Source organism: Acetatifactor muris (assembly GCF_024623325.1).
Classification (GTDB): domain Bacteria; phylum Bacillota; class Clostridia; order Lachnospirales; family Lachnospiraceae; genus Acetatifactor; species Acetatifactor muris.
Genome location: NZ_JANJZD010000048.1, coordinates 1 through 23,138, shown reverse-complemented (window position 1 = coordinate 23,138; position 23,138 = coordinate 1). Strand labels below are relative to the sequence as shown.

20 protein-coding genes and 1 pseudogene are annotated in these 23,138 nt (G+C 52.5%); 5 read left to right on the top strand and 16 right to left on the bottom strand.

Annotation, left to right across the window (positions count from 1 at the left end; genetic code table 11):
- The first annotated feature begins 74 nt into the window (after positions 1-74).
- From NSB25_RS26050 to NSB25_RS26035, 4 genes and pseudogenes are all read left to right on the top strand, one after another.
- Complete coding sequence (locus tag NSB25_RS26050) at positions 75-818, top strand: replication initiator protein A (RefSeq protein ID WP_330406388.1); 744 nt, start codon at positions 75-77, stop codon at positions 816-818.
- 62 nt (positions 819-880) lie between these two features.
- Positions 881-1,735: an ATP-binding protein gene (locus NSB25_RS26045; protein WP_103242710.1), complete on the top strand. Its 855-nt coding sequence runs from the start codon at positions 881-883 to the stop codon at positions 1,733-1,735.
- Positions 1,732-1,929 carry a transposon-encoded TnpW family protein gene (locus tag NSB25_RS26040; RefSeq protein ID WP_103242707.1) on the top strand — a complete coding sequence of 66 codons (198 nt, stop codon included), beginning with the start codon at positions 1,732-1,734 and terminating at the stop codon, positions 1,927-1,929. The genes NSB25_RS26045 and NSB25_RS26040 overlap by 4 nt, the downstream gene beginning before the upstream one ends.
- A 132-nt stretch (positions 1,930-2,061) precedes the next feature.
- Positions 2,062-2,466: pseudogene (locus tag NSB25_RS26035) on the top strand (recombinase family protein); the annotation flags it as partial.
- A 140-nt stretch (positions 2,467-2,606) separates the two neighbouring features.
- Here NSB25_RS26035 and NSB25_RS26030 read toward each other — a convergent pair.
- The 11 genes from NSB25_RS26030 to NSB25_RS25980 form a co-directional block, all read right to left on the bottom strand.
- Positions 2,607-4,244 carry a recombinase family protein gene (locus NSB25_RS26030; protein ID WP_103242705.1) on the bottom strand — a complete coding sequence of 546 codons (1,638 nt, stop codon included), beginning with the start codon at positions 4,242-4,244 and terminating at the stop codon, positions 2,607-2,609.
- Positions 4,228-5,892, bottom strand: coding sequence for a recombinase family protein (locus tag NSB25_RS26025; RefSeq protein ID WP_257340498.1), 1,665 nt, complete (start codon positions 5,890-5,892; stop codon positions 4,228-4,230). The genes NSB25_RS26030 and NSB25_RS26025 overlap by 17 nt, the downstream gene beginning before the upstream one ends.
- A 135-nt stretch (positions 5,893-6,027) precedes the next feature.
- Entirely contained in the window at positions 6,028-6,201 is a 174-nt protein-coding gene (locus tag NSB25_RS26020; RefSeq protein WP_002578908.1) for a hypothetical protein, read from the bottom strand.
- Positions 6,202-6,702: 501 nt separating this feature from the next.
- Positions 6,703-7,173 carry a sigma factor-like helix-turn-helix DNA-binding protein gene (locus tag NSB25_RS26015; RefSeq protein ID WP_103242681.1) on the bottom strand — a complete coding sequence of 157 codons (471 nt, stop codon included), beginning with the start codon at positions 7,171-7,173 and terminating at the stop codon, positions 6,703-6,705.
- A 478-nt stretch (positions 7,174-7,651) separates the two neighbouring features.
- On the bottom strand, positions 7,652-7,957 hold the full coding sequence (locus NSB25_RS26010) for a response regulator (RefSeq protein ID WP_242982644.1): 306 nt from the start codon (positions 7,955-7,957) through the stop codon (positions 7,652-7,654).
- An 87-nt stretch (positions 7,958-8,044) separates the two neighbouring features.
- Entirely contained in the window at positions 8,045-8,437 is a 393-nt protein-coding gene (locus tag NSB25_RS26005; RefSeq protein WP_044990217.1) for a hypothetical protein, read from the bottom strand.
- A gap of 94 nt (positions 8,438-8,531) precedes the next feature.
- Positions 8,532-9,179 (bottom strand): ATP-binding cassette domain-containing protein, encoded by a 648-nt coding sequence (locus tag NSB25_RS26000; RefSeq protein WP_016215691.1) that lies wholly within the window; start codon positions 9,177-9,179, stop codon positions 8,532-8,534.
- 11 nt (positions 9,180-9,190) lie between these two features.
- Complete coding sequence (locus NSB25_RS25995; RefSeq protein ID WP_016215690.1) at positions 9,191-9,379, bottom strand: hypothetical protein; 189 nt, start codon at positions 9,377-9,379, stop codon at positions 9,191-9,193.
- Positions 9,380-9,395: 16 nt separating this feature from the next.
- Positions 9,396-10,760 (bottom strand): ABC transporter permease, encoded by a 1,365-nt coding sequence (locus tag NSB25_RS25990; protein WP_016215689.1) that lies wholly within the window; start codon positions 10,758-10,760, stop codon positions 9,396-9,398.
- 98 nt (positions 10,761-10,858) lie between these two features.
- A complete protein-coding gene (locus tag NSB25_RS25985; RefSeq protein WP_016215688.1) occupies positions 10,859-11,974 on the bottom strand; it encodes a sensor histidine kinase in 1,116 nt (371 codons plus the stop codon).
- The gene (locus NSB25_RS25980) at positions 11,971-12,636 is read right to left on the bottom strand and encodes a response regulator transcription factor (protein ID WP_066534794.1); all 666 of its coding nucleotides are present in this window, start codon (positions 12,634-12,636) and stop codon (positions 11,971-11,973) included. The genes NSB25_RS25985 and NSB25_RS25980 overlap by 4 nt, the downstream gene beginning before the upstream one ends.
- A gap of 591 nt (positions 12,637-13,227) precedes the next feature.
- On the opposite strand from NSB25_RS25980, the gene NSB25_RS25975 reads away from it, so the two are divergent.
- On the top strand, positions 13,228-13,596 hold the full coding sequence (locus tag NSB25_RS25975; RefSeq protein ID WP_257479336.1) for a helix-turn-helix domain-containing protein: 369 nt from the start codon (positions 13,228-13,230) through the stop codon (positions 13,594-13,596).
- Between the two features lie 230 nt (positions 13,597-13,826).
- Here the strand turns inward: NSB25_RS25975 and NSB25_RS25970 are convergent, their stop codons facing one another.
- The 5 genes from NSB25_RS25970 to NSB25_RS25950 all read right to left on the bottom strand — a co-directional run.
- Positions 13,827-15,245: a relaxase/mobilization nuclease domain-containing protein gene (locus NSB25_RS25970; RefSeq protein WP_257479335.1), complete on the bottom strand. Its 1,419-nt coding sequence runs from the start codon at positions 15,243-15,245 to the stop codon at positions 13,827-13,829.
- Between the two features lie 116 nt (positions 15,246-15,361).
- Positions 15,362-15,676 carry a hypothetical protein gene (locus NSB25_RS25965; protein ID WP_016223847.1) on the bottom strand — a complete coding sequence of 105 codons (315 nt, stop codon included), beginning with the start codon at positions 15,674-15,676 and terminating at the stop codon, positions 15,362-15,364.
- A 149-nt stretch (positions 15,677-15,825) separates the two neighbouring features.
- Positions 15,826-16,170, bottom strand: coding sequence for a plasmid mobilization protein (locus NSB25_RS25960; RefSeq protein WP_103242781.1), 345 nt, complete (start codon positions 16,168-16,170; stop codon positions 15,826-15,828).
- A complete protein-coding gene (locus NSB25_RS25955; protein WP_103242782.1) occupies positions 16,167-16,973 on the bottom strand; it encodes a DUF3848 domain-containing protein in 807 nt (268 codons plus the stop codon). Before NSB25_RS25955 ends, NSB25_RS25960 begins: the two co-directional genes overlap by 4 nt.
- 1 nt (position 16,974) lies before the next feature.
- The coding region (locus tag NSB25_RS25950) for an SNF2-related protein (RefSeq protein WP_257479334.1) at positions 16,975-23,138 on the bottom strand (6,164 nt) is incomplete at its 5' end.

Sequence of the window (23,138 nt, the reverse complement as noted above, 5' to 3'; positions counted from 1 at the left end):
CTTTATCCCCGAAAATGCCGTTTTAACTGCGTAACAGAAGCCACAGACAGGAGGTGAGAACCATAACCGAATACATCACAGCCGACACCATCATGCCGCCGTTTTTCCGATACCCCCGTTTTCTGCTGAAAATGGACTTGTCACAGACCGCAAAGCTGCTTTATTCGCTGCTCCTTGACCGTTCCGAACTCTCACAGAAGAACGGCTGGCAGGACAGCGAGGGCAGGACATACATTGTCTACCCTGTTTCGGAGATAGCGGAAATGCTGGATAAAGGCAGCACCGCCATAAAAGCCGCACTGAACGAGCTGGACGTTGCCGGGCTTCTGGTGAGGGAACGCCGGGGCTTCTCCGCACCGAACCGCCTTTATGTGAAAGTGCCGCAAGTGCCAGTGGTACAGTTTTCCGACCATATGACCGCCATACAGTCGGAAAAGCGACCCTCTGATAGCCGGAAAAGCGACCCTCATAAGGACGGAAAACCGACCTTTGCGTTGGACGGAAAACCGACCCCTAACCAACTTACTATAAACAAACTAAAAGAGAACCAACGAAAAGGAGCGAGTGAGAAGCCGCCCGCCCCATTTGGCAGATATAAAAATATTTTCCTCTCTGAAAGCGAATATGCGGAACTGAAAGAGGAATACCCGGACAGGCTGGAACGGTTTATTGAGGAATTAAGCCAGCATATAGCCGCCAACGGGAAAAGCTACATCAACTATGCCGCCGCTATCCGTATATGGGCGGGGCGTGACAGGAAAGGCACGGGGAAGAAAGGAATCCCCGATTATTCCTACAAAGAGGGCGAGAGCCTTTGACAGCATAGACACAACGCCCCGTAAACAGGGCGTAAAAAACCATGAACAAGGAGGAAGATTTTATGAGTGATTATGATAACGCCATTTTCCGGCTTGCCACGGCACAGGAAGCAGAGCCGGAGGACTACACCGGGGAGGACGGGCTTTTATATTGCGGGAGCTGCCGCCAGCCCAAAGAAGCCTACTTCCCGGAGGGCAAAACATTTTTCGGACGTGACCGCCACCCGAAAGAATGTGACTGCCAGAGAAAACGCCGGGAAACGCTGGAAGCCAGCCACCGGGAATACAAGCACCGGGAGGAAGTGGAACGGCTGAAAAAAATAGGCTTCACCGACCCGGCTATGCGGGAATGGACGTTTGAAAACGACAACGGGAAATGCCCCCAAATGCACAAAGCCCATGCCTATGTGGAGTGTTGGGAGGAAATGAAAGCCGGGAATATCGGCTATCTGTTATGGGGCATGGTAGGCACAGGCAAGAGCTATTTTGCCGGGTGTATTGCCAACGCCCTCATGGAGAAAGAGATTTCCGTGTGCATGACAAACTTTGCCTTGATACTCAATGACCTTGCCGCCAGCTACAAGGACAGGAACGAATACATAGCCCGCCTTTGCGGCTTCCCTCTGCTTATCCTTGACGATTTCGGCATGGAGCGTGGCACGGAATACGGGCTTGAACAGGTTTACAACGTGATTGACAGCCGATACCGCAGCGGAAAGCCGTTGATAGTCACCACAAATTTGACGCTGGAGGAATTGCAGAACCCGGAGGACACCGCCCACGCCCGCATTTATGACCGCCTTACAGAAATGTGTACCCCCGTCCGCATTACCGGGGAGAATTTCAGAAAAGCCAAAGCAAGGGAGAAAATGGAACACCTTAAAAAGCTGCTGAACGGAAAGGAGATTTGCCTATGACCGACACGCCCAAGAAAAGCACCGCCACTACCGCCCGCCGCCCGGATTGCGTGACAGAGATACGCCGGGGGAACACCGTCCTTGTGGTTTCCGGCTACTTCAAGCAAGGCACTACCGCCACCGCCGCCGACAAGATGATGAAAGTGCTGGAAGCGGAAAGCGCAGCCGGGGAAAGAACCGCCCACGCTATATAATGCGATAAACCTTAATAAAAAAATGTGATATTTTTCGACATAAAGTAGCAAAAGGACTGTACAGCCAGCCCCGCCCTATGGTATAATAGACCTACGGAATAGTGGGGCTGGCTGTCAGAAACGGAGGACATTATGTTAAGACAGACCACCCAACAACTCATTACCGCCCTTTATCCGAGATTGTCGCACGAGGACGAGCTTTCCGGGGAATCCAATTCCATAAGCAACCAGAAGCGGATTCTGGAAGCCTACGCAAAACAGAACGGCTTTTCCAACCTGAAATGGTACACGGACGACGGATTCTCCGGGGCAAATTTCCAAAGACCCGGCTTCCAGTCCATGCTTGCCGACATTGAAGCGGGGCTTGTGGGAACGGTTATCGTAAAGGATATGTCACGGTTAGGGCGAAACTATCTGCAAGTGGGAATGTACACGGAAATGATTTTCCCACAGAAAAACGTCCGTTTCATTGCCATCAATGACGGCGTTGACAGCGCACAGGGCGAAAATGACTTTGCGCCTTTGCGAAATATTTTCAAGAACACGAGGCATTTGGGAGGGGTAAACTGCTAATTTCTCTCCAATTCGACAAATCAGTGTGCAACAATCAAATATCGCTGCTGTTACAGAATGTTTTCGTCTGGCTGCTGATGCGGTCAGGCGCTTTTTTTGCCCGATCACACCAGCCCAACAAAGCGGTAGTAAATTTTAATGTCCTGGTGTCTTTGACCGTCTATGACGGTTCGTTCTCCAACTTCAATGCGGTCAATCAGTTCCTCAATGATTTCCCGGTTCAGTTCCTGCAAGTCCAGATACTGCCGGATGGTTCCGGCCCACTGGTGGATATTGGCGATGTCCTGCTGGGCTTTCCGTTCCCCGGCTAACAGGCTGTCCAGGCGTTCCGATTTCTGGATGCGTTCCTGCTCGTTCTTTTGAATCAGAACCGAGAAGGAATCGCCGCTGATTGCCCCGCTTACCTTATCTTCATAAAGTTTTGCGGTGATCTGTTCCAACTCCTCCAAACGCCGCCGCAAACGGCTGATTTCCTGTCGGCAGTCCTCTTGTTGTGAGGCGCTTGCGGATTGGATGTGCTGTTTCAGCTTATCCAGTACAGCGGCTTCATCGGCTGCAACCGCTTTGCCATGCGCCCGGATTTCACTCAGCACCAAGTTTTTCAAGCTGATCTCAAAAATCCGGTGCCAGGAGCAGATGCTGTGTCCGGTAGTGGCAAACCGGGAGCAAAAATAAGAAGTATAGTGCTTGACAGTTCCGTTTTTCCGGCGCTGTGTTTCGCGGGCGGCAACCAGAGGATGCCCGCAGTCCGCACAAACCAGCTTTCCGGTAAACAGAGATGCTTGGGGCGGCGTATTGTTAGCGGAAATCTGTTTCGCCGCCTGATTGATTTTCTGGACAGCCTCCCACAGCTCCGGCCCGATAATTGCCTCGTGCGCACCCTCATGGGAAATCCATTCCGATTCCGGTTTCCTTATCATGGTCTTATCCTTATAGGAACGGGAACCGGTGCAGTTCTGTGTGAGCGTACCGGCATAAACATCATCGTTCAGAAGGCTTCGGACGGTTGCGTAAGCCCACAGCCGGGAATACTTGCAGCTGCCATTTCCGTAATGGACCGCCCAGTACCAGCGGGGAGGGAGAATCCCTTTCTCATTCAAAGCAGCAGCGATTTTCCCATAGGCCATGCCGGACTGACGCATCTGGAATATCTGCCGCACAACAGCGGCGGATTCCCCGTCAATGACCAGCTTGTGTCTGTCCTCCTCGCTCTTGCGGTATCCGTAGGGAGCGTAGGCGGCAAGATACTGGCCGCTTTTCTTCTTGGCATGAAGCACCGACTTGACCTTGCTGGACAGGTCCTTGAGATGGTAGTCATTCATCAGACTGCGGAAGTGCAGCATATCGGTGTTGTCCCCCTCGCTGTCCAGGCAGTCCAGAACCGATACGAACCGGCATCCGAGGGAGGGGAAAATGACATCCGTATAACGGCCCACCTCCACAAAATCCCTGCCCAGGCGGGAAAGGTCCTTTACCAGAATCAGGTTAATCAGGCCATGCCTTGCGTCCTCCAGCATTTCCAAAAATCCGGGCCGCTGGAAGTTGCCGCCGCTGTACCCATCGTCCTGATAGGTCTTGACCTCTATCCAGCCGTTGAGCATGACGAATTTGGAGAGGATTTCATATTGGTTCTCAATGCTCACCGATTCATCGCTGGGGATATAGCCCTTCGCTTTTGCGGAATTGGAGGCGTCATCCACACTCAGGCGGCAGTAGATACCGACTTTATATTGCTTCGCCATAATCCTGCCCCCTTTCCTGTGCCAGCGCCCCGTCCACATTCCCGACATAGCGGTAGTAGACCTTGACCTCACAAATCCGCTGCCCGTTGACCTTCTTGGTATCGCCAACCTCGATCCGGTCTACCAGTTCAAAGAGAATGGTTTCGTCCAGTTCCGAGATTTCCGTATAGCGCCGGATAATTTCCAGCCAGCGGTCGGTATCCACCTGGTTTTCCAAGTGCGCCCGGACTTTCCTTTCCAGTTCCGGGACTGCCTCCGCCTTTTCTGCCCGTTCCGCTTCATATTTCTGCATCAGGGTCTGAAATACCGTCTGCGGGATGGAGCCGGTGCATTTGTCCTCGTAGAGATTCTGCATCAGGCGCTCCAAATCGGAAATACGGGCTAAGGAGGATTTTAATTCCTGCTCACAGGAGAAAAGCCGGGTGTGGGATTCCTTCTCCTTCAGCCGGAGAATCTCGCCCATCAGCCGGTCCGGGTCATATTCCGCAAAGCGGGCCTTTTCCCGGATGTCCTCCAATACCAGCTGGGTCAGCACTGTTTCATAGATGGTGTGGATGGTACACGCGCCCCTTCCGCTGCGGGAGTAGTTGCCGCAGATGAAAGAGCTGTACCGTCCCGGCCTGCCATCCTTATAGGTGAATTTTTCGATATGGTTCCGCATTTTGAAACCGCAGTCGGCACAGTACACAAGGCCGGTGAAGATGCTCTTGCAGCCATCGGACGGAGTGCTTTTCCGCACCTTCTTTTTGCCGATACTGGCTACGGTGTCCCACAATTCCCGCGAAATAATAGCCTCGTGGGTCCCCTCCACCCGAATCCACTCGTCCTCCGATTTATTGACGAGCTTGCGGGATTTATAGGAGAGTGTGCCGCTTTTTCCCTGTACCATGTTCCCGATGTAGACCTCGTTGCGGACCATGTTTTTAACCGTCTGGTCGGCCCACTTGTGGTTGACCCTGCGGGGGTCGCTCTGGCCCTTGCGCTGGTAGTACAGCACACCGGGCGGCTGAATCCCTTCTTCATTGAGCGCCACCGCGATGGCGTGAAATCCCATGCCTGATGCCCGCATTTCAAAGATACGGCGCACAACCGGCGCGGTTTCCTCGTCAATCACCAGATGATGCTTATCCAGCGGGTCGCGCCGGTAGCCATAGGCGGGGTAGGTTCCCATGAATTTTCCGTTTTCAGCACAGGCTCTCTTGACCGCCTTGACCTTCTTGCTGGTGTCCCGGCTGTAAAATTCATTAAATAAGTTCAAAAAGCACATGACATCGGTGCTTCCGTTGTTGCTCATGGTGTCAATGCCGTTGTTCAGCGCGATGAATCGGCACCCAAGAGAGGGGAACAGGTAATCCGTATATTGCCCAAATTCGATGTAGTTGCGGCCAAAACGGGAAAGGTCCTTTACCAGAATCACATTGATCCGCTTTGCCTTTGCGTCCTCGATTAACCGCCTGACGCCTGGACGGTTGAAGTTCGTGCCGGAGTATCCGTCGTCGATATAGACATCGACCTCATTCCAGCCGCGCTGCCTGACATAGTTTTGAAGCAGCAGCTTCTGGTTCTCAATGCTGACCGATTCTCCATCACGTTCATCGTCGTTACTTAACCGGCAGTAGATGCCCACGTTGTATGTTGTATCCATCATCTTTCTTTTACCTCCCGACCATCTCAGAATCCATACCTCGTGCGGCAAAATGGCTCCGCAGGTTTTACCCTGCATGAATATCTTACCGGAGAATCCACCGCCGCGCAATGATACGGCAGGCCGCGAGGCTTTCTGTTATTTGGAACCGCTGGCAGCTGGAATGGCTTCCGACATGGCGCGTCTGACTGCCAGCTGTTCCAGCGTCTTTCCCAGGTCCTTTTCTCCCGAAAAAAAGCTGGTGACACGATAAATGGTTTTCCCGATCCGCACCTCTTTGTAGGAGCTTGTCGGGGTTGTCTGTTTGGTCATAAAGACGCACCTCCGTTCAAAAATTGTTTTTACTCTATGGTTAAAAAGCAGCCGTATCGAAAGATAAGGGCGGCGGTTGCCGCTGGATACCGTCCGGTACGGCTGCTGCAATTCTGTTTGGATGGTTCGTCATATTTGCCACGCCCCCTGACGACGGGGACATAACAGGCCGCTCCCGGCAGAGCTGTCATAACTCCGCAGCGCCGTTTTTCTCGCGCGCCGCAGGGTTCCCCCCAAGTCTTTGGCGGGCCGTGAGGAAGTATCTTTAAGCCCCCGCACCATCATCGCGCCCGGAATGCCATCTCCGGGGTTAAGGCTGGACGTAGATCGCTCGGATTGCCTGTCTGTCATCACCTCCTGCAAGCAACCGTCCTGGCGGCGCGCCTTTTCCGCTTCGATACGGGTTATGTACCTGTTATGCCGTATATTCAGTTGTCAAGCTGCAATGAGGGGCAAGAGGACTTGTCCCTTCAATGTGTAGGCATTGGGAAAGGCGATTTGTTAAGCCTTTTTCAAAAAAATCTTGATTTTATTTATTCGCTGTGTGATTGCGCTCCGGGAACAGTTCCACAGCCTTGCGACATCGGCCTGCCGGTATCCGTCCACAATGAGCAGGGTCAGCAGTTCCAGATCGTCCTCCGGCAATTTGCAGAGCCGCCGGTACAGCAGTTCATCCTCCAGGGAGGACAGCCAGCCAAACCGCCGGGAATCCACATCGCCGGTGTCCCAGGTGCAGGACAGGGATTCAAATTTTCGGAACAGGCAGGACTGCTCGCTCTCGTCCTCACACTGTTCGCCGGGAAGGGCCTGTACGCGGTTTAGATAGGCCCGCTGGCTGCAAAACCAGGTCCAGTCATATTCCTTCATCGCCGCGATCTGCCTATCGTCCATACCGGCTGCACGGTATTCCTGTTCCAGCCGGGTCCATTCTGTATCAAACTTCCTTTTTTCGTATCCATAGTGAAATCCCATAGTTTTCCTCCATTTCGATTCAGGCGTGGTTGACGGGTGAATCGAATGGAGGCGGGGACCGGCAGCGGTACACATCGGGAGGTTTCCCTAAAAATCGACAATAAGAAACGCCAGCTTCTCGCAATGAGAAACTGGCGCAACAAAAAACACCATGATTATGCTGATTTATATGGATTGATAATACTGATAGATAACTATAATATCCCGGAGGAGGGCCTATGCTTTTTTTAATTGATATATGTCATAGCTATTACAAATGAATATTGCAGACATGGCGGTATCCTCCTATATACCGCCCCTGCTGATTGCTGAGGGTCATTTGGAGGTCTGCTTTTTAGCAAAAAGAAATGGCGGCCTTGATTACTCAAAACCGCCGAAGAAATCAGCTGTGCAGGAAAGCGTACGAAATCCTCTGCCCGTCAGCGGTTTTTTTCTTTTCCCCGCTGTGGAGGCAGATGTTTGGATATGTAAGCTCGTTTCATTCCACAAAGAACAGAACCCGCCGAATCAGCTCCGGGATATTTACCGGGGAGGTGATATAGTCGTTCACGCCCTCATGCCGGTATTCATATTCCGTGGTAAGGTCGTTGTTCTCGGTAAGGATAAAGAACAGCAGAAACCGGACAGGGGGATTCTTCATTTGGAACATCCCCACCACAAAGGAATCTCCTTGTACGGCCCGTACCTCGTCCAGAAAATCCATGCCGGAACCGTCCGGTAGGTCGAGGTTACAGCAAATTACCAGCGGCATTTCCTCCTGAATGACAGTTCGTGCTTCCTGCAGAGTGGATGCCGTTTTAGCCGGGTAGCCTCGCCGTTGTAAATATTTTTGCAGACACCATATATAAGGTGTCGCTGTCGTCGGGAATTGTCAATATTCTTGCTTTGTAAAATCCTCTGGTAAAAAATCGCACTGTTCATCTGGTACTCCCAATGATTTTGCATATTGTATCATATCATCCCACCTTTGTTTATCTTTCGCATGAGAGGTATCAATACGTTTTTTATATACCGGAACAATCCCCTTGCAGGACATAACAAAAATCTTTTCTCTAAAAACTACAATTGCATTTTCTGATGTATGAAATGTAATGTACCATTCTTTCTTCAAAGCCGTACTCATGTTTTTTTGAAATGCTTTTACTTCATCTTCAATATCTTTTTCAGGTATTGAAATTGTATATATTTTGCATAGACCAAAAAAACGACTTTGACATTTGAGAACAGGAAATTTTTTTATCATCTTTTTGTCTTTCAAGCTCAAATTAATTACTTCTGCATGATAGCTTCTCGTTTTTATGTTCCTCCCAACTCTATTTGTTGCTCTATACAGCTCCTGAATAAATTTGAATTTATAGTTATGAAGATTTCTCGCTTTGCTCTATCTGTAATTCACCCTTTTTCAGCCGGAACACCACATCCGCCTGTTTTGCCAGCTCACCTGAGTGGGTAACAACTATCACGCATTTCTTCATCTGATGGGCGCTTTCTTTCAAGATTTCCGTAATATCCCCAGCCGTATCCTCGTCCAGATTGCCGGTAGGCTCGTCCGCCAGAATCACCGGAGCTTCGCTTGCGAGCGCCCTTGCAATGGCTACCCGCTGCTGCTGGCCGCCGGAGAGTTTCAGCACGTTCCGTTTGGATTCCTCCCTCGTCAGCCCCAGCCGTTCCAGAAACGGGAGTGCCGGTTTCTTTGAAGTCAGCCGGACATTCTCCTGCGGGGTCATATAGTCAATCAGGTTGTAGCTCTGAAAGATAAAAGAAACATTCTTTTTCCGATGGCCTGCCAATCCGGCCTGTGCAATGTCTTTCCCTTCAAACAGGATATTCCCGCTTGTGGGGCTGTCCAGACCGCCCAGCAGGGATAGAAGGGTTGTCTTGCCGCACCCGGACGGGCCGAGAATGGCATACATTTTTCCCGCCTCCATCTGCGCATTGATCCCTCTCAGCACCTTCCTCTTTTTGTCATAAGAGTATGTTAGATTTTGCAGTTCCAAAATTCCCATAGAGGCACCTCCTATTCACCTTCGGGCACAAATTCATAGTCAAAATCATAGTCCTTTACTTTATCCGGCACCTCGTAATCTATGATGGGCGAGCCGGATTGCTCCTGCGTTTCGTCTGATTTATTCTCCTTGGGGGTACACCCTGTGAACAGCAATCCCACAAAAAGGAGGACAGAAAACATTTTCCATACTTTTTTCATATCGTTACCGCCTTTCTCAGCTCATTTTCGATAGAATTTCCCGCGGTTTCAGCCGCATGACGGAAATTGAGGATATTCCAGCGGATACCGTTACAATCCCGATCCCCAGCAGGAATAGGAGGCCCATTTCCTCAAGCTGTACACGAACCTGTAATTCCGGGGTTTCGATTTCCGGCTCACCGGTATCTGTTCCGGCCTCCCCACGGGTTCCGGCAGATAAGCCGTCTTCCTGCTGCGCCTCCGTTACCGCCTGCCCGGATTGCAATACGTTTCCCATCTGGCCCGCAATGGCGCTGGCGGAGAAATAAGAGAGGGAAAATGCTAATATCGCAATCAGCAAAACCTCGGCAATATACTGCCCTAAGATGGACAGCTTGCTGATCCCAACCGAGAGCAGGACGCCGGTTTCATGGATGCGGGTTCTGGCCCACATGGTTAGAATGAGCGAGAGGATGGCGATGCTTACAATCAGCGCGATCATCAAAATGGTGGATACCAGCTCCGATAACTGTTCCAAAGAGGACGCGGCGTTTTCATAGTCCTCGTTGTCAACCAGAAAAGAAAAGCCTTTCCAGTCCACGCCGCTGATTTCCTTTACTTTAGAAATGATTTCCTCCATGTTCTGCGGGTCGTTCACCGATACCGTCAGCTCGTTAAAGCCCTGTATTGCGGGGCCGTTTTCGTAAGCCACCAAAGTGGCAAGGTCGGTGATGATAAGGTTTTGTATTTTATCGTAGGTTGTCACCTGATCGTTGATGCCTTCGATTTCTTTTGGAGAGAACAGGCCCACAATCTCAATCTCCACGCCTTTGTCCGTCTGGATTTTGTCACCAATTTTCAGGCCGTTTTTCTCAGCCAAATCCTTGCTGATCAGCCCCTTGTTTTTGTCGTCCGGCAGGATATGCCGCCCCTGCGTCAGCGTAAGCTGCCCGGAAGTAAACCGGGTAAGCTCCTCGCTTTTCCATGTGCTTAAAATCTTTGAGGATGCGCGAAATTCTTCCTCAATGGGGATATTGCCGGTAAATAGTTCCAGAGAGGGGAACGCCGCCAGCCCCTCCACGGTGGCGCTGCACTCCTTGATCCCCTCAATTTCCCGGATTTGCTCTACCAGCTCCGGGCTGATCTGCTGGGTGGAATACATCAGGGTTCCGCCCTCCACGCTTTCCACCTTCAAATAGGGGTTGTTTTCCGTGTAGTCAAAGCCAATGAGAAAACTCCCGCCAAGGCTTTGCCGCAGCTCCTGCTGGGCGGCTTTCGAAGCGTTCCCCAGTGCCAGAGCGGTCAATACAAAGGTTGCCATCACCAGCAAGATGACAAAAAGAAGGATACTCTTGCCCCTCTTGCGGACGATATACAGCCACGCTCGATTCATAAAGTTCATAGAATGACCTCCGTTTCATATAGGATAAGTGTTGCAACGCTGACAGCATAGCACCCCAATATGGAACCAGTATGAAACGGATAAAAAAAGCCATCGCTTTATGGGAGATAAAGGGTAAAGCACATTCCCGGCGGGTTTTTGGTCGCCTCAAATTGATAGGGCATCCCAAGGGCCTTTGAAAGCGTATCTACAATATATAATCCCAGCCCATTCCCTCCATCTTTGCGATCTCTGGCAAAGTCTGGGCGGTAGAACGGCTCAAATACATGGGCCAGCTTATCCGGCGGGATGGGCGTACACTCATTTTCTATTTTTATCTGTCGGGCGTTCAATATAACGGTGATCTTGCATCCCGGCTTTGTGTAAGCGACCGCATTGGAGAGCAGGTTAGACAGGATCTTTTCAAGGCTTTTCTTTGACGTGTGGACAGGGCACTTTCCCTGTATGCTGAAAGAAAAGTCGAGTCCCTTTGCCTTCGCAATCAACTGATAGGGCTCGCAGATTGCCGGAAGACGCTCAGACAGGTCAAAGGTTTCCGCGTCCTGTTTCTCCTGTGTAAAATCCAGCCGGGAGGTATCCAAAATTTCTTTAATCATAAAGGATAGCTGCCCGGTAATCTCCTTACATTCCAACAGACAGCGATCCCGGTCTTTGTATTTTCCAATGCCTAAGATCATGTTTTCCAAAATCGCGTTCAGGGCAGTCACCGGCGTTTTCAGCTCATGGGAGGCGGCCCGCAGGAAATCAATTTTCAACCGTTCCGCCTCACGGACGTTTTGCTTTTCTTCCTCCAGATTTTCAATGGTGGAAAGCAGGCTGGCATACAGCTTATTGACGCGGGCGGCCAGCTCGCCAATCTCGTCCTTCGTATGCACCACGCAGGCTGCAGCCTTATCCAGCTTTTCCATCTTTTCCGTTGTAACCGCAATCTGCTTGATCGGCCTCGTCATGGCTCTGGAAAACAACAGGGAACACCCAGCGGAAATGATGGCGCAGCAAAGCAGGGATACCGGCAGTGCTTTTCCGATAGCGGATTTTATCAAAATACCAGTATTCACATCACTCTCAATAATGGCTCCTTCCACAAAACGGTTGGTGCTTACGGTCATTTGCGGCGCAAGCACATAGAGAAAAACATGAGCCATCACGGTGACAAACAGCATTACCAGAAAGGTGTATAAGAAGATTTTAGTAAAGAGCTTTAAATTTCTCATGGGTGTTCCTCATACTTGTAGCCAACGCCTTTTACCGTTACAATCCGGTTAAGACTCAGCTTTTTCCGTAAATTTTTAATGTAGGTATCAATCGTGCGGTCAATGATGGGGTAATCATATCCCCACAACTCGTCCAAGATCTGCGACCGTGTAAGCACCAGACCTTTATGCTCTATCAGCAATTTCAGCAGGTCGATCTCCTTTGGTGTCAGGTCAATAGGGCCGCCCGGCCCGGAAGCAGTATAGCCGCCAAAATCCACCGTAATATCGCCCATCTGAATTTGTTTCAGTTCCGGACTTTTCCCACACCGCCGCAGCAGGGCCGTCACCCGTTTTCCCAGCAAAAGCATGGAAAAGGGCTTTGTGATATAGTCGTCCGCCTGTTCATCAAAGCTGGCCGCCTGAGTAGGCTCATCGTCAAGGGCGGTAAGCATTAAGATAGGAATGTTGCTTGTTTGGCGCAATTCTTTTAATACCTCCAAACCGGTTCGCTTCGGCAGCATAATATCCAGAACCACTAAATCAACCGATTTCTCCCTTGCAATCTGCAAACCCTGTTCACCATCAAGGGCCGACAAGGTAATATGCCCTGCGGATCTCATATATTCACAGATTGCCACGTTGGTGGCAGTATCATCTTCCACAATCAATAAAACAGCCATTTTTACACCTCCTCACATTATTATACCAAAGCAATATGGAAACAGTATGAAATGCTTTGTGTCAGATTGACAGTGTACTGAACTTAATGGGAAAAAGCAAGCCTTTCATAACGGATCAATCCACACAAGGCAGACTGGCTCATGTTGACAGGAAACTGGCCCGCCTTGCTGTAAGTGAAATACTTTCCCTATTTACTATTTCTATTAGATTCAGAACTATAAATGAGTAAATACCAAATATTGCACAAAATAAAGACACCCGCTGCTGAATGATGTATCATTGAAGTACCAACAAACAACATAACTCGATATAATTTTTTCGTCATATATTTTCCCTTTCTTTGTGATTTAACCCTATCAGTAACAAAATTTGATAAGGCTATTGTAAAACCCAAATGTCCGCGAAATGTTATAGCGGACAGATTTTTTCAAAAAAATATCCACCTCTATTATAATTTGATTTGGTTAGTGATACAAGGATAGCGTTTATATCTCACTAAAAAAACAGCATAATCATACCTGTTAGTCGGCATAATAAGGTTATTCCTTTGTGTAAATCGGCACGATAGAATATATTCGAGGTGAATGATTATGCCGATTGATGATTTAACCGCTTTAGGGCAAAAAATGCGGGAAGCCCGAAAAGGAAAAAGCCTGACACAGCAGGAGCTTTCTGATTTGAGCCATGTATCTGTAAAGCAGATTGCCAAGATTGAAAAAGGGCAGATGAATCCATCCTTTTTGATTTTGAAGGCACTGGCAAAGGTACTGCCGATTTCTCTGGATTCTTTAATCAATCCAGATGTTTCCCCAGAAGATGAGGGAGCCGGTCAGATGAAGATGCTGTATTGCAGCTGCCCGTCAGAAATGCGTGAAACCCTCTTGCACCATACGCAGGAAACCATGAAAGAACTAACCGAACTATCCAGGAAATTTAAAACGAACAAAGCCGGTGAGTGAATTTAACAAATTCCTCACCGGCTTTGTTCTTTTTCGAGAAAAAGAAGGTTATCCCGTTCCGGGATAACCGTGGCAAGCAATGCCCCAGGATAGCCATCCGGCTCCTGGCGCTGCTTGTTGGGGATTCCCCAAGCCCCTTTGAACACAGAATTTCATTCTGTGGCTGCGCGTTCCTTCGGAACACTTTTCACCGGACTGCGGCGGTGAGAAAATACGAAAAAACGGGCGCGTCAGCGATCCTGCTCCGGTTCTTTTTCCCGGTCATTCTGGCGTTCCTCCCCATATCCCATTAGCCGGTCTACGTTGGCTTTTGCGGCCAGCAGTTCCCGCATTTCCTCGCGGGAACGCCGGTACTCGGCATAGTCTTTTTTCTTTCCTTCCAACAGCTGGGCATACTCGGCCTGCAAGCTCTTGACGGTGGGCAGCTTCTTGATACCCAAATCGTCAAAAGCCTGCTTTGCCGCCTTGTGGAGCAAAATATCCGCTTCATGTTCCGCTAAAAATTTCTTGGAATACCCCGCCTTGCGGTAGGCCGCATAGATCTCGCGAGTTTTCACATAATTGATGATGTGGGTCCGCAGTACGGCTATCTCCGCCATGCGGGTTTCCGCCGCCTTGATCTGTGCCGACAGCTCATTGTGGCGGGTGGTAGCAGCAGCCGCTTTTTCTTCCAAGACTGCGTATTCCAGCAGGCCATGCTCGGTGAGATAGTTCATTGTCTGCGCCATCTGTTTCAGATTGAATACCTTTGCCCAGCGCGCATAGCCAGCGCCTTTTCCGGCCTGCAATTTTGCCTGAATATCCACCAGAAGATTGACCTTGGGCGGCTCTGATTGAACAGCCGCTTTCTTTCTTGGGGTATGCTCTTTTTCCCCAGCCAGTACCGCCCGTATTTCATCTTCGCTGTACCCTTGTCCCAGCTTTTCATCCATGCGGGCAACATTCTTCCAGCCGGGGGCTTTGAGCCGGATTGCCTGTCCCCGGCGCGACACCTCACAGCCCATTTCCTCAAGCAGCTTTAACAGCGCGTCAAAGTCTGCCGGTTTCTGTTCCAACGCCTGGTCGATCATCATGCGGAGCTGTTCCCGGTGGGAGGGCTTTGCCCGATCCCCCAGCCATTTGTTGTAGCTTTTTCCATGCGGTTTTGGGTCCTCTACAATGGAATAGCCGTTCTCAACGCAGATAGTATCGTTGAGCCGCCGGACCGCGCGGGTACTGCCCCAAAAGTTTCGGAATTTCCGGTCACAGTTCAGATTGACCGCGTTCCAGATGATGTGGTTATGGATATGGGACTTGTCGATATGGGTGCAGACCACAAAGGCGTGATTGCCCTTGGTGAACCGCTTTGCAAACTCCACGCCCAGCCGGTTGGCTTCTTCCGGGGTAATCTCGCCGGGGACAAAGGACTGCCGGACATGGTAGGCCAGCACATCGTCCGCGCCCCGTACCCGTCCGGTGGTGGAAATATACTCCCGTTTTGCCAGCAGAAACTCGGCGTCGGCTACCCGGCTGTCACACGCAAAGCCGGTGACGAGCCTGCCGTTATCTGTCTTTTGCGGGTTAGATACATAGTCGATGATGTCACTGACAGCCTGACTTTCGGTGCGGCCCTTACCGGTGTGCAGCGGCATGATGCGTGTGGTTGCCATGATGGAATCCTCCCTTCATAACAAAACGGCCTGCATACGCAGACCGCTTGTTTCTTTTTATTCAACATTTTTATATCGGATTATCCTGTTTCATGCCAAAAGTAAATCACCCAAAGCTATCTGGCGTTTCCTTTTTCCCACTTCTCCAAACGGGATTGACACAGTGCGGCAATTTCGTTTTTATCTTCCTCCGTCACATCTCTGCGTCCTTTTGTCCGCTGGATTTCCAGATAGCTTTCATAATCGGAAAGCAGAAGGTCAAAAAGCTCCTTTGGGGTACGGCAGACCATGCCGCTGCAATAGCCGGGTAATTCCCCTGTCCCATGAAACTCCACCCGGATATACCCATACCGGCTTTTGCAGACTTCCATTTCTGTATCCAATGCCAGATAGTCCCCAAAAATGTCTATCACCTGTTCAAATGACATCATAGCAGTCCACTCCTTTCGTAAAACCCTGTTCTGCCGCTATTATCCATGATTCCGGCACATCCGGCAAGTTTACTGTCAAAAAGAAAAAGCGGAGGAAGGCGCGGCGAAGAACGCCGTTCCTCCCTCCGCAGATGGAGCAAACTATCCGGTCAGGAGAGCTTGGAAAGCTGGGCCAGTATCTTCTGCACACCCTCCCAAAGCTGTTCCTGCCGCTGGGATATATCCTCCAGGTCAGCGTCATAAACCCGCCCGGTTTCATGCACTTTACGGGTCAGCTGGTTCAGGTTGTTGCTGCTCCGGCGCAGGAGGGACACCAGCTCCTTCAGCTCCGGCAGATCCAGCTTTACCACATAACCGTCCAGCGCCATTTTCCGCAGATAGGCTTCCCGGTTGACTGTCCCAAGCTGTGACATTTTCTGCTCAATCAGAGCCAGCTCCTCCGGGGAAACCCGGAAATTCACCTGGACCTCCCGTTTCCGCTTTGCCGCGCTCATCGTTCCGGTTCCCGTTTCTTAGGGGCGGCGGGTTTGCGTTCCGGTGGCTCCTGTTTGAGTTTTTCCAGGACGGAGCCTTTCTCCGGGGCTTGAAGGGCTTTCCGCGCCTGCTTCACAAACAGATCGGTCAGACCGGGGTTGACCTTATCCACCACCAGGGCATAGCTGTGGCGGGGATCGCCGCCATCCTCCGGCATGGGGATTGTTTTCGCCCAGGCTTTGTTATCGCGGGAGATACGCCCGTCATGCTCCTTTTTCAGCACCGTATTGGCAAGGATAACCTGCATACGCTCCGGCCCGAACTGTTCCAGCACTTCTTTGACAGCGGCCTCGGTATTCAAGCGGTTATCCCCATAGTGGGCGCTGATGGCCTGCTCAATGGCTTCTTTGCAGGCAAGACTGGCTTGCAGGGAGGCGCGGTACTGCGCCATCTCCCCATGCTCGGACGCATAGGCGGCGGAGTGGGGATAGATTGGGGCGGCTCTCTGTTCCTCTTTTGCCTTGTGCATTTCATTGGCCCGTTCCTCAATGCTTTCCCGGATCACATCCATATAGCCGGTTTCCAGTTTTTCAAAATGCCGGTACACATCAGCCAGCGGGGAGGGGGAATCCAGCAGCGCCTGGGCCTGTGCATCGGAGAGTTCCAGTTCCTCCATCGCCATCACAATGTCCTCCCGGACGGTGTACTCATAGGCATGGTTTAAGACCTCCTCCGGGGACTGGCTTTTCAGCCAATCCCGGAAGGTATCCTGTTCAGCGGCCATCTTCTCATAAAGGGCCGTATTCTTTTCGTTGCTGTTCATATTATCTTGCCTCCTGTTCCTGTTGTTTGGCTTTCTTTTCCATGCTGCGGGGCGGGATGGGGCGTTTCAGCCCTTCCAGCACCGAGGGCCTTTCGCGTTTGGCAATCGCCGCTTCTGGACGGGACTGCCCCTTGCTGTCCATGTTCAGCTCCATATCCAGCTCCACCAGACGGGCGTTCTTGACCCGCAATTCCTCCTCATAGGGGAAGGCTTTGCCCACTTCCTCCTTCGCGGCGGCCTGCTGCTGGTAAAGGTTATCCAGCTGGACTTTTACGCTTTCCAACCGCTGGGGCATCTGGGAAAGCGCGTTGTCAATCCGGGTCAGGTTGCCGCGCGGGTCTGCGCCCAGGGCGGTACGGTGGGTCATCCTGCCTTTCAGTTGGAGCATATATTCCTTCTGGAAAGCGTCAAAGGTTACAAACATAGCAAATCCCCGGTAGCTGCCGACCTGCACCGGCTCGGAGCCTTTAACCTCCTTGCATGCGTCCAGAAGGGCGGCTCCGGCGTTCTCTTTGTCGGTGAGCGTATCGCCCCGGACTTCCATGCCGGTAAATCCGTCTGTCGGGTGGGGGTGCGCCGCCAGGGTTTCCATATCCGTTTCCAGTCCCTGGATAAAGCCTTTGTGTTTCTCAATCTCCTCCGGGAAGTGCTTTAACAGCTGATCTTCCAGCCGGTACTGCTTGCTCTGGTGGTCGGCCTTCATCAGCTTTAAGCGGGATACCTCCACATCCAAATCCATACGCTCCTTGATGCGGGGGTCCCCGGCGCACAGGGCCTTGATCTCCGCAAAGGACAGGGCGGTTTCGTCCACATCGTCACAGCTGCGGACCGGTGATTTTGAAGTCATAATCTGCGAAATGAATTTCTGCTTGTTCTCCACCGTCTGCCAGAGGTATGCGTCAAATGTCCCTTCGGTCACATAGCGGTAAACATGGACCAGCGGGTTCTGGTTGCCCTGGCGCTCGATCCGACCTTTTCGCTGGGCCAGATCTCCGGGCCTCCAGGGGCAGTCCAGATCGTGAAGCGCCACCAGCAAATCCTGCACGTTGGTCCCGGCCCCCATCTTCTGGGTGGAGCCTAACAGGACGCGCACCTGGCCGGAGCGGACTTTGGAGAACAGCTCCTTTTTGCGGACTTCGGTATTGGCTTCATGGATAAACGCGATCTGGCTGGCGGGCATACCCTGTGCGATGAGTTTCTGCCGGATGTCCTCATAGACCGTAAAGGCCAGCGGTTTCTCCGGCTCTGGAATTGCTTGTTCCAGCGCATGAAGCATCGGGTTATCCAGCGTCTTGGCCACCTTTTTGGAGCCAGCCGCCTGGGGTGTGGAAATGTCGCAAAACACCAGCTGGGTCAGCTTTTCCGGCTGTCCGTCCCGCCAGATTTGCAGGATATTGTCCACGCACTGGTTGACTTTTGTGCCGGGTTCGTCCGGCAGCATGGGGTTGATGATGCGCTGGTCCAGCCCCAGCTTGCGGCCATCCGAGGTGATTTTCAGCATATTGTCGGTTGATGGGTCAACGGTCCCCGAATGGACTTTGGCGGCGCGCTCGGAGAGGGCCTTCACCATATCCTGCTGGTGTCCGGTGGGCTTTGCCACGACGTTGTGGTATTCCACCTCCGGGGTGGGCAGGTCCAGCTGGTCGGCGGTCTTGATGTCCGCCACCTCTTTGAACAGGTTCATCAGCTCCGGCAGGTTAAAGAACTTGGAAAACCTTGTCCGCGCCCGGTAGCCGGTCCCCTCCGGGGCCAGTTCCAGGGCTGTCACCGTTTCCCCGAAGCGGCTGGCCCAGCAGTCGAAATGGGTCATGTTCAATTCCTGGAGCCGCTCATACTGGAGGTAGCGTTGGATGGTATAGAGTTCGGTCATACTGTTGCTGACCGGCGTTCCGGTGGCGAACACAACGCCCCGGCTGCCGGTGATCTCGTCCATGTAGCGGCATTTGGCAAACATATCGGAGGATTTCTGCGCGTCTGTGGTGGAAAGCCCCGCCACATTCCGCATTTTGGTGTATAAAAAGAGGTTTTTATAATTGTGGCTCTCGTCCACAAACAGCCGGTCCACGCCCAGCTGCTCAAAGGTAATCACATCGTCCTTGCGGCCCTCGGCCTGCAATTTTTCCAGCCTTGCCTCCAACGATTTTTTGGTGCGTTCCAGCTGCTTGACAGTAAAGCGTTCCCCGCCGCTGGCCTCCACCTCGGCAATCCCGTCGGTAATCTCGTTGATCTGCTCCCGCAGCAGGCGCTCCTGCCGTTCCCGGCTGATGGGAATACGCTCAAACTGGCTGTGTCCAATAATCACCGCGTCATAGTCCCCGGTGGCGATTCTGGCGCAGAATTTCTTGCGGTTGTGGCTTTCAAAATCCTTTTTGGTGGTGACAAGGATATTCGCGGAAGGGTAGAGCCGTAAAAACTCGGAGGCCCACTGCTCGGTCAGGTGGTTCGGCACCACAAAGAGGGATTTCTGGCACAGGCCCAGCCGCTTGGATTCCATCGCGGCGGCTACCATTTCAAAGGTCTTGCCCGCGCCCACCTCATGGGCCAGCAGGGTATTCCCGCCGTACAGCACATGGGCGATGGCGTTTTTCTGGTGTTCCCGCAGGGTGATTTCCGGGTTCATGCCCGCAAACCGGATATGCTGCCCGTCATACTCGCGGGGGCGGATGCTGTTCATTTCCTCGTTGTACTGGCGCACCAGCGTCTGCCGCCGCTGTGGGTCCTTCCAAATCCAGTCCCGGAAGGCTTCCCGGATCGCCATCTGCTTCTGGGCGGCAAGGGTGGTTTCTTTGGCGTTGAGTACCCGGCGCTCCCGCCCCTCGGCGTCCTCAACGGTGTCATAGATGCGGACATCCCGCAGGTTTAAGCTGTCCTCCAGAATCTTGTAGGCGTTGGCCCGGTCGGTTCCGTAGGTGGTGTTGGCGGCTACATCGCCGTACCCAACGGCGTTTTTGCTGGTGATCTGCCACTCGGCGGTGTAGGGGACATACTTGACCTCAATCTTTCCTTGCAGATAGTACGGGGTGTGGAAGGTTTCGTACATGAATTGCTGGATATAGTCTTTGTCAATCCAGGTAGCCCCCAGGCGCACCTCGATTTCCGATGCGTCCAAATCCTTGGGCTGGGCGGCGGTCAGTGCCTCCACATTGACAGAAAAGGCGGGGTCTTTGTCCACCGCCCGCTGTGCCTGCCGCAGTTTCCGGCGCACGTTGCCGGAGAGGTATTCATCCGCTGTCACATAACGGGGCGATTCCCCCTCCGCCAGTGGTTCGGGCAGACGGAAGATCACGCCCCGCAGCTCCTGCGCCAATTCCTCCTGGGTTTTGCCGCTCAGTTCGGCCATGTACGCCATATCCACCTCGGCCTTTTCCGCGATGGATACAGCCAGGGCTTCACTGGCGGTGTCCACCGTAGTAACAGCCTGATGGGGCTTGATGGTGCGCTTGGTGAACATATCCGCCTTTTGCTTCAGATGTCCGTCATCGTCAATGACTTCCAGCGCGCAGAGCAGATAATAGCTGGAATCATCGGCAAAGGCCAGCCGGTTCCCCCGGTCATTGATCAGCCCGTACTTTGCGGAAAATGCGTCATAGAGCCGGTTCAATTCGGCCTGGGTTTCACGGATTGCCGTATCCGAAACAAAGCTGTCCATCTGCTGGCCGATGAGCTTCTGCACACAGTCCCGCAGTTCCACCAGCCCTTTTACGCGGGCCTCGGCGGTGGCGTTTAAGTCGGGGCGCACCATGCGGCTGTTTTCCCGATAGTACACCGCACCGTCCACAACGGTATAGGAATAGTTTTTTACATCAGGGTCAGCGGGGATAGAAGTATCAATTTCTTCCCCCTCGCCCAGCTCCGGCAGTTCGGCCTCCTGGTAGGTCCCGCGAATGTACTTAACCGCATCGTGCAGCTGTTCGGAAAGTTCCAATCCCTCAATGGGTTTTACGGTGTAATCCATGCCATGAGCAGTGCTTTCCGGCTTCTGTCTGCCCAGCACCATCTCCGGGTGGTCCAGGAAATAGCGGTTGATGGTAAAATCATCTTCGGTCTGTCCGGTCTGTGTCCAGTCCGGGGCAATGTCAATCGGGCGGTCACGTTTTTGCAGGAAAATGATGTCGGATACCACCTCTGTCCCTGCATTGGCCTTAAACGCATTGTTGGGCAGACGGATCGCGCCCAACAGCTCCGCCCGCTGTGCCAGATACCGGCGCACCGTAGAATCCTTGGAATCCATCGTGTAGCGGCTGGTGACAAAGGCCACCACACCGCCCGGACGCACCTGGTCCAGCGATTTTGCAAAAAAGTAGTTGTGGATGTTGAAGTTCAGCTTGTTATAGGCCCGGTCATTGACGGAATACTGGCCAAACGGCACGTTCCCTACGGCTAAATCATAAAAATCCCGCCGGTCAGTGGTTTGAAAGCCCGCGATGGTGATGTCTGCGTTTGGATAGAGCTGCTTTGCAATGCGTCCGGTGATGGAATCCAGTTCCACGCCGTACAGTTTGCTGCCCCGCATTTCCTCCGGCAGCATACCGAAGAAATTGCCCACGCCGCAGGAGGGTTCCAGGATGTTGCCGGTCTGGAATCCCATTTTCCCCACCGCTTCATAAATGGCCTGGATTACGGTAGGGCTGGTGTAATGGGCGTTTAAGGTAGTCCCTTTGGCAGCTTCATATTCCTCCGGGGACAGCGTGGCATAGAGTTCCGCAAACTCCTTGGCCCAGGCGGGCTTACTCTCGTCAAAAGCGTCTGCCAGACCGCCCCAGCCCACATACCGGGAAAGGGTTTCCTGTTCCTCCGGCGTGGCCTGCCGGTTTTCAAACTCCAATTCTTTCAGGAGTTTGATTGCGTCCATGTTGGCCCGAAACTTTGCTTTTGGTCCTCCTTCGCCCAGGTGAATGTCGGTGATACGGAAGTTCCCGGCTGTCGGCTTGGGAGGGGTGGGTTCCGGTTCATCAAAGCGCAGCGTATGAATCTCTATATCGTAGGGCAGATGGTTCTGTTCGCCCGGATAACGGGTGACGGGGGTAATGGTGATCTGCGGCTCCGGCTCTGGTGCAGGGGGATTCCCAAAATCCGGCTGTTCCTCTGCCAGCTGTTCTTCTGGCTGTGCCGGTTCGTGGGAGAATCCGTCCAGCTCCTGCTGGTAGAGGGCGCGCAGGGCAGCGGCAAGCGGCTCCCAGCTTTCATACATCGTTGCCAGTACCGTTTCATCTTCCCGCAGAATCTCCACTTCCATGCCGTTTGCGGAGGCTCGGTAATCCGCCGTATCTCCGGTTTCCAGCTGCATGGTTTCCACTGTACCGGAAAACCGCTGGGAAAGATGCTGGGCGACAGCCGGATTGCCTGCGCCGCTTCGGAGCAGCGCCGCTATATCCTCCTTTGCAGCCGCATCCAGCAAACCGCCATCCCCGGTCAGGACTTCCCGCAAATCAGGGGAAAACTGGTCCAGATCGGCGGGGAGATAGTCGGTGATGGCGCTGTTACGTGGGTCCTGCCGGATGGCGCGTTCAAACTGTTCTTTGCTTTCCGTCCGGTAAATAGGGTAAGCCAGCGCGGGGTCATTCAGCTGGACATAGCCCCGCTGCAAATCGGTGATACGGTACTCGGTATTTTCCAGAAAAACAAAATCCCCTACGCCATAGGCCGATGCCAGCGGGTCGCGGCGTTCTTCCACGATGGATGCGGTTTCTGTGGCTGGCGTTTCCTGTACCGGTTCTTCCTGCCGGTCTGCCTCTGTGAGCCGCTCCACATCAGCCATGACCTGCTGAATAAAGGGGTCATTGTCCAGCTTCTCCGGTTCTGTTACCTGCCCGTTTACAATGCCGCGCTGGGCCAGATTTTCCCGGATTGCGATAGGGTCTATATCGTCCAGATTGTCCCGTTCAGCCTCTGTAAAAAAGCGGTCCTCTTTGATAAGCTGGGCGATCCGGCGCTGTACCTTGGGCCAGGGCAGTTCCATTTCTTCGGGGCTTCCGGCGCGGACAATAAACAGGTTTGTATGTTCAGGACCGCCGTACTCCCTGGACAGCCATGCGGCGGTATCTTTTTCCCGCCCATGCTCCTTCATATAGCGGACTACGGCCCGTTTGCTGTCCATATCGCCGTTCCATGCACAGAGGGCTTCGTCAATATCGTCCTGGGAGAGAGGGCGCAGAAGCTCATGGA

Coding starts and splice junctions, on each gene's coding strand:
- NSB25_RS26040 (WP_103242707.1), top strand. CDS start 1,732: ATGACCGACACGCCCAAGAAAAGCACCGCCACTACCGCCCGCCGCCCG.
- NSB25_RS25970 (WP_257479335.1), bottom strand. CDS start 15,245: ATGGCAACCACACGCATCATGCCGCTGCACACCGGTAAGGGCCGCACC.
- NSB25_RS25990 (WP_016215689.1), bottom strand. CDS start 10,760: ATGAACTTTATGAATCGAGCGTGGCTGTATATCGTCCGCAAGAGGGGC.
- NSB25_RS26025 (WP_257340498.1), bottom strand. CDS start 5,892: ATGATGGATACAACATACAACGTGGGCATCTACTGCCGGTTAAGTAAC.
- NSB25_RS26015 (WP_103242681.1), bottom strand. CDS start 7,173: ATGGGATTTCACTATGGATACGAAAAAAGGAAGTTTGATACAGAATGG.
- NSB25_RS25995 (WP_016215690.1), bottom strand. CDS start 9,379: ATGAAAAAAGTATGGAAAATGTTTTCTGTCCTCCTTTTTGTGGGATTG.
- NSB25_RS25960 (WP_103242781.1), bottom strand. CDS start 16,170: ATGAGCGCGGCAAAGCGGAAACGGGAGGTCCAGGTGAATTTCCGGGTT.
- NSB25_RS26020 (WP_002578908.1), bottom strand. CDS start 6,201: ATGACCAAACAGACAACCCCGACAAGCTCCTACAAAGAGGTGCGGATC.
- NSB25_RS26030 (WP_103242705.1), bottom strand. CDS start 4,244: ATGGCGAAGCAATATAAAGTCGGTATCTACTGCCGCCTGAGTGTGGAT.
- NSB25_RS25980 (WP_066534794.1), bottom strand. CDS start 12,636: ATGGCTGTTTTATTGATTGTGGAAGATGATACTGCCACCAACGTGGCA.
- NSB25_RS25975 (WP_257479336.1), top strand. CDS start 13,228: ATGCCGATTGATGATTTAACCGCTTTAGGGCAAAAAATGCGGGAAGCC.
- NSB25_RS26045 (WP_103242710.1), top strand. CDS start 881: ATGAGTGATTATGATAACGCCATTTTCCGGCTTGCCACGGCACAGGAA.
- NSB25_RS25985 (WP_016215688.1), bottom strand. CDS start 11,974: ATGAGAAATTTAAAGCTCTTTACTAAAATCTTCTTATACACCTTTCTG.
- NSB25_RS26000 (WP_016215691.1), bottom strand. CDS start 9,179: ATGGGAATTTTGGAACTGCAAAATCTAACATACTCTTATGACAAAAAG.
- NSB25_RS25955 (WP_103242782.1), bottom strand. CDS start 16,973: ATGAACAGCAACGAAAAGAATACGGCCCTTTATGAGAAGATGGCCGCT.
- NSB25_RS25965 (WP_016223847.1), bottom strand. CDS start 15,676: ATGATGTCATTTGAACAGGTGATAGACATTTTTGGGGACTATCTGGCA.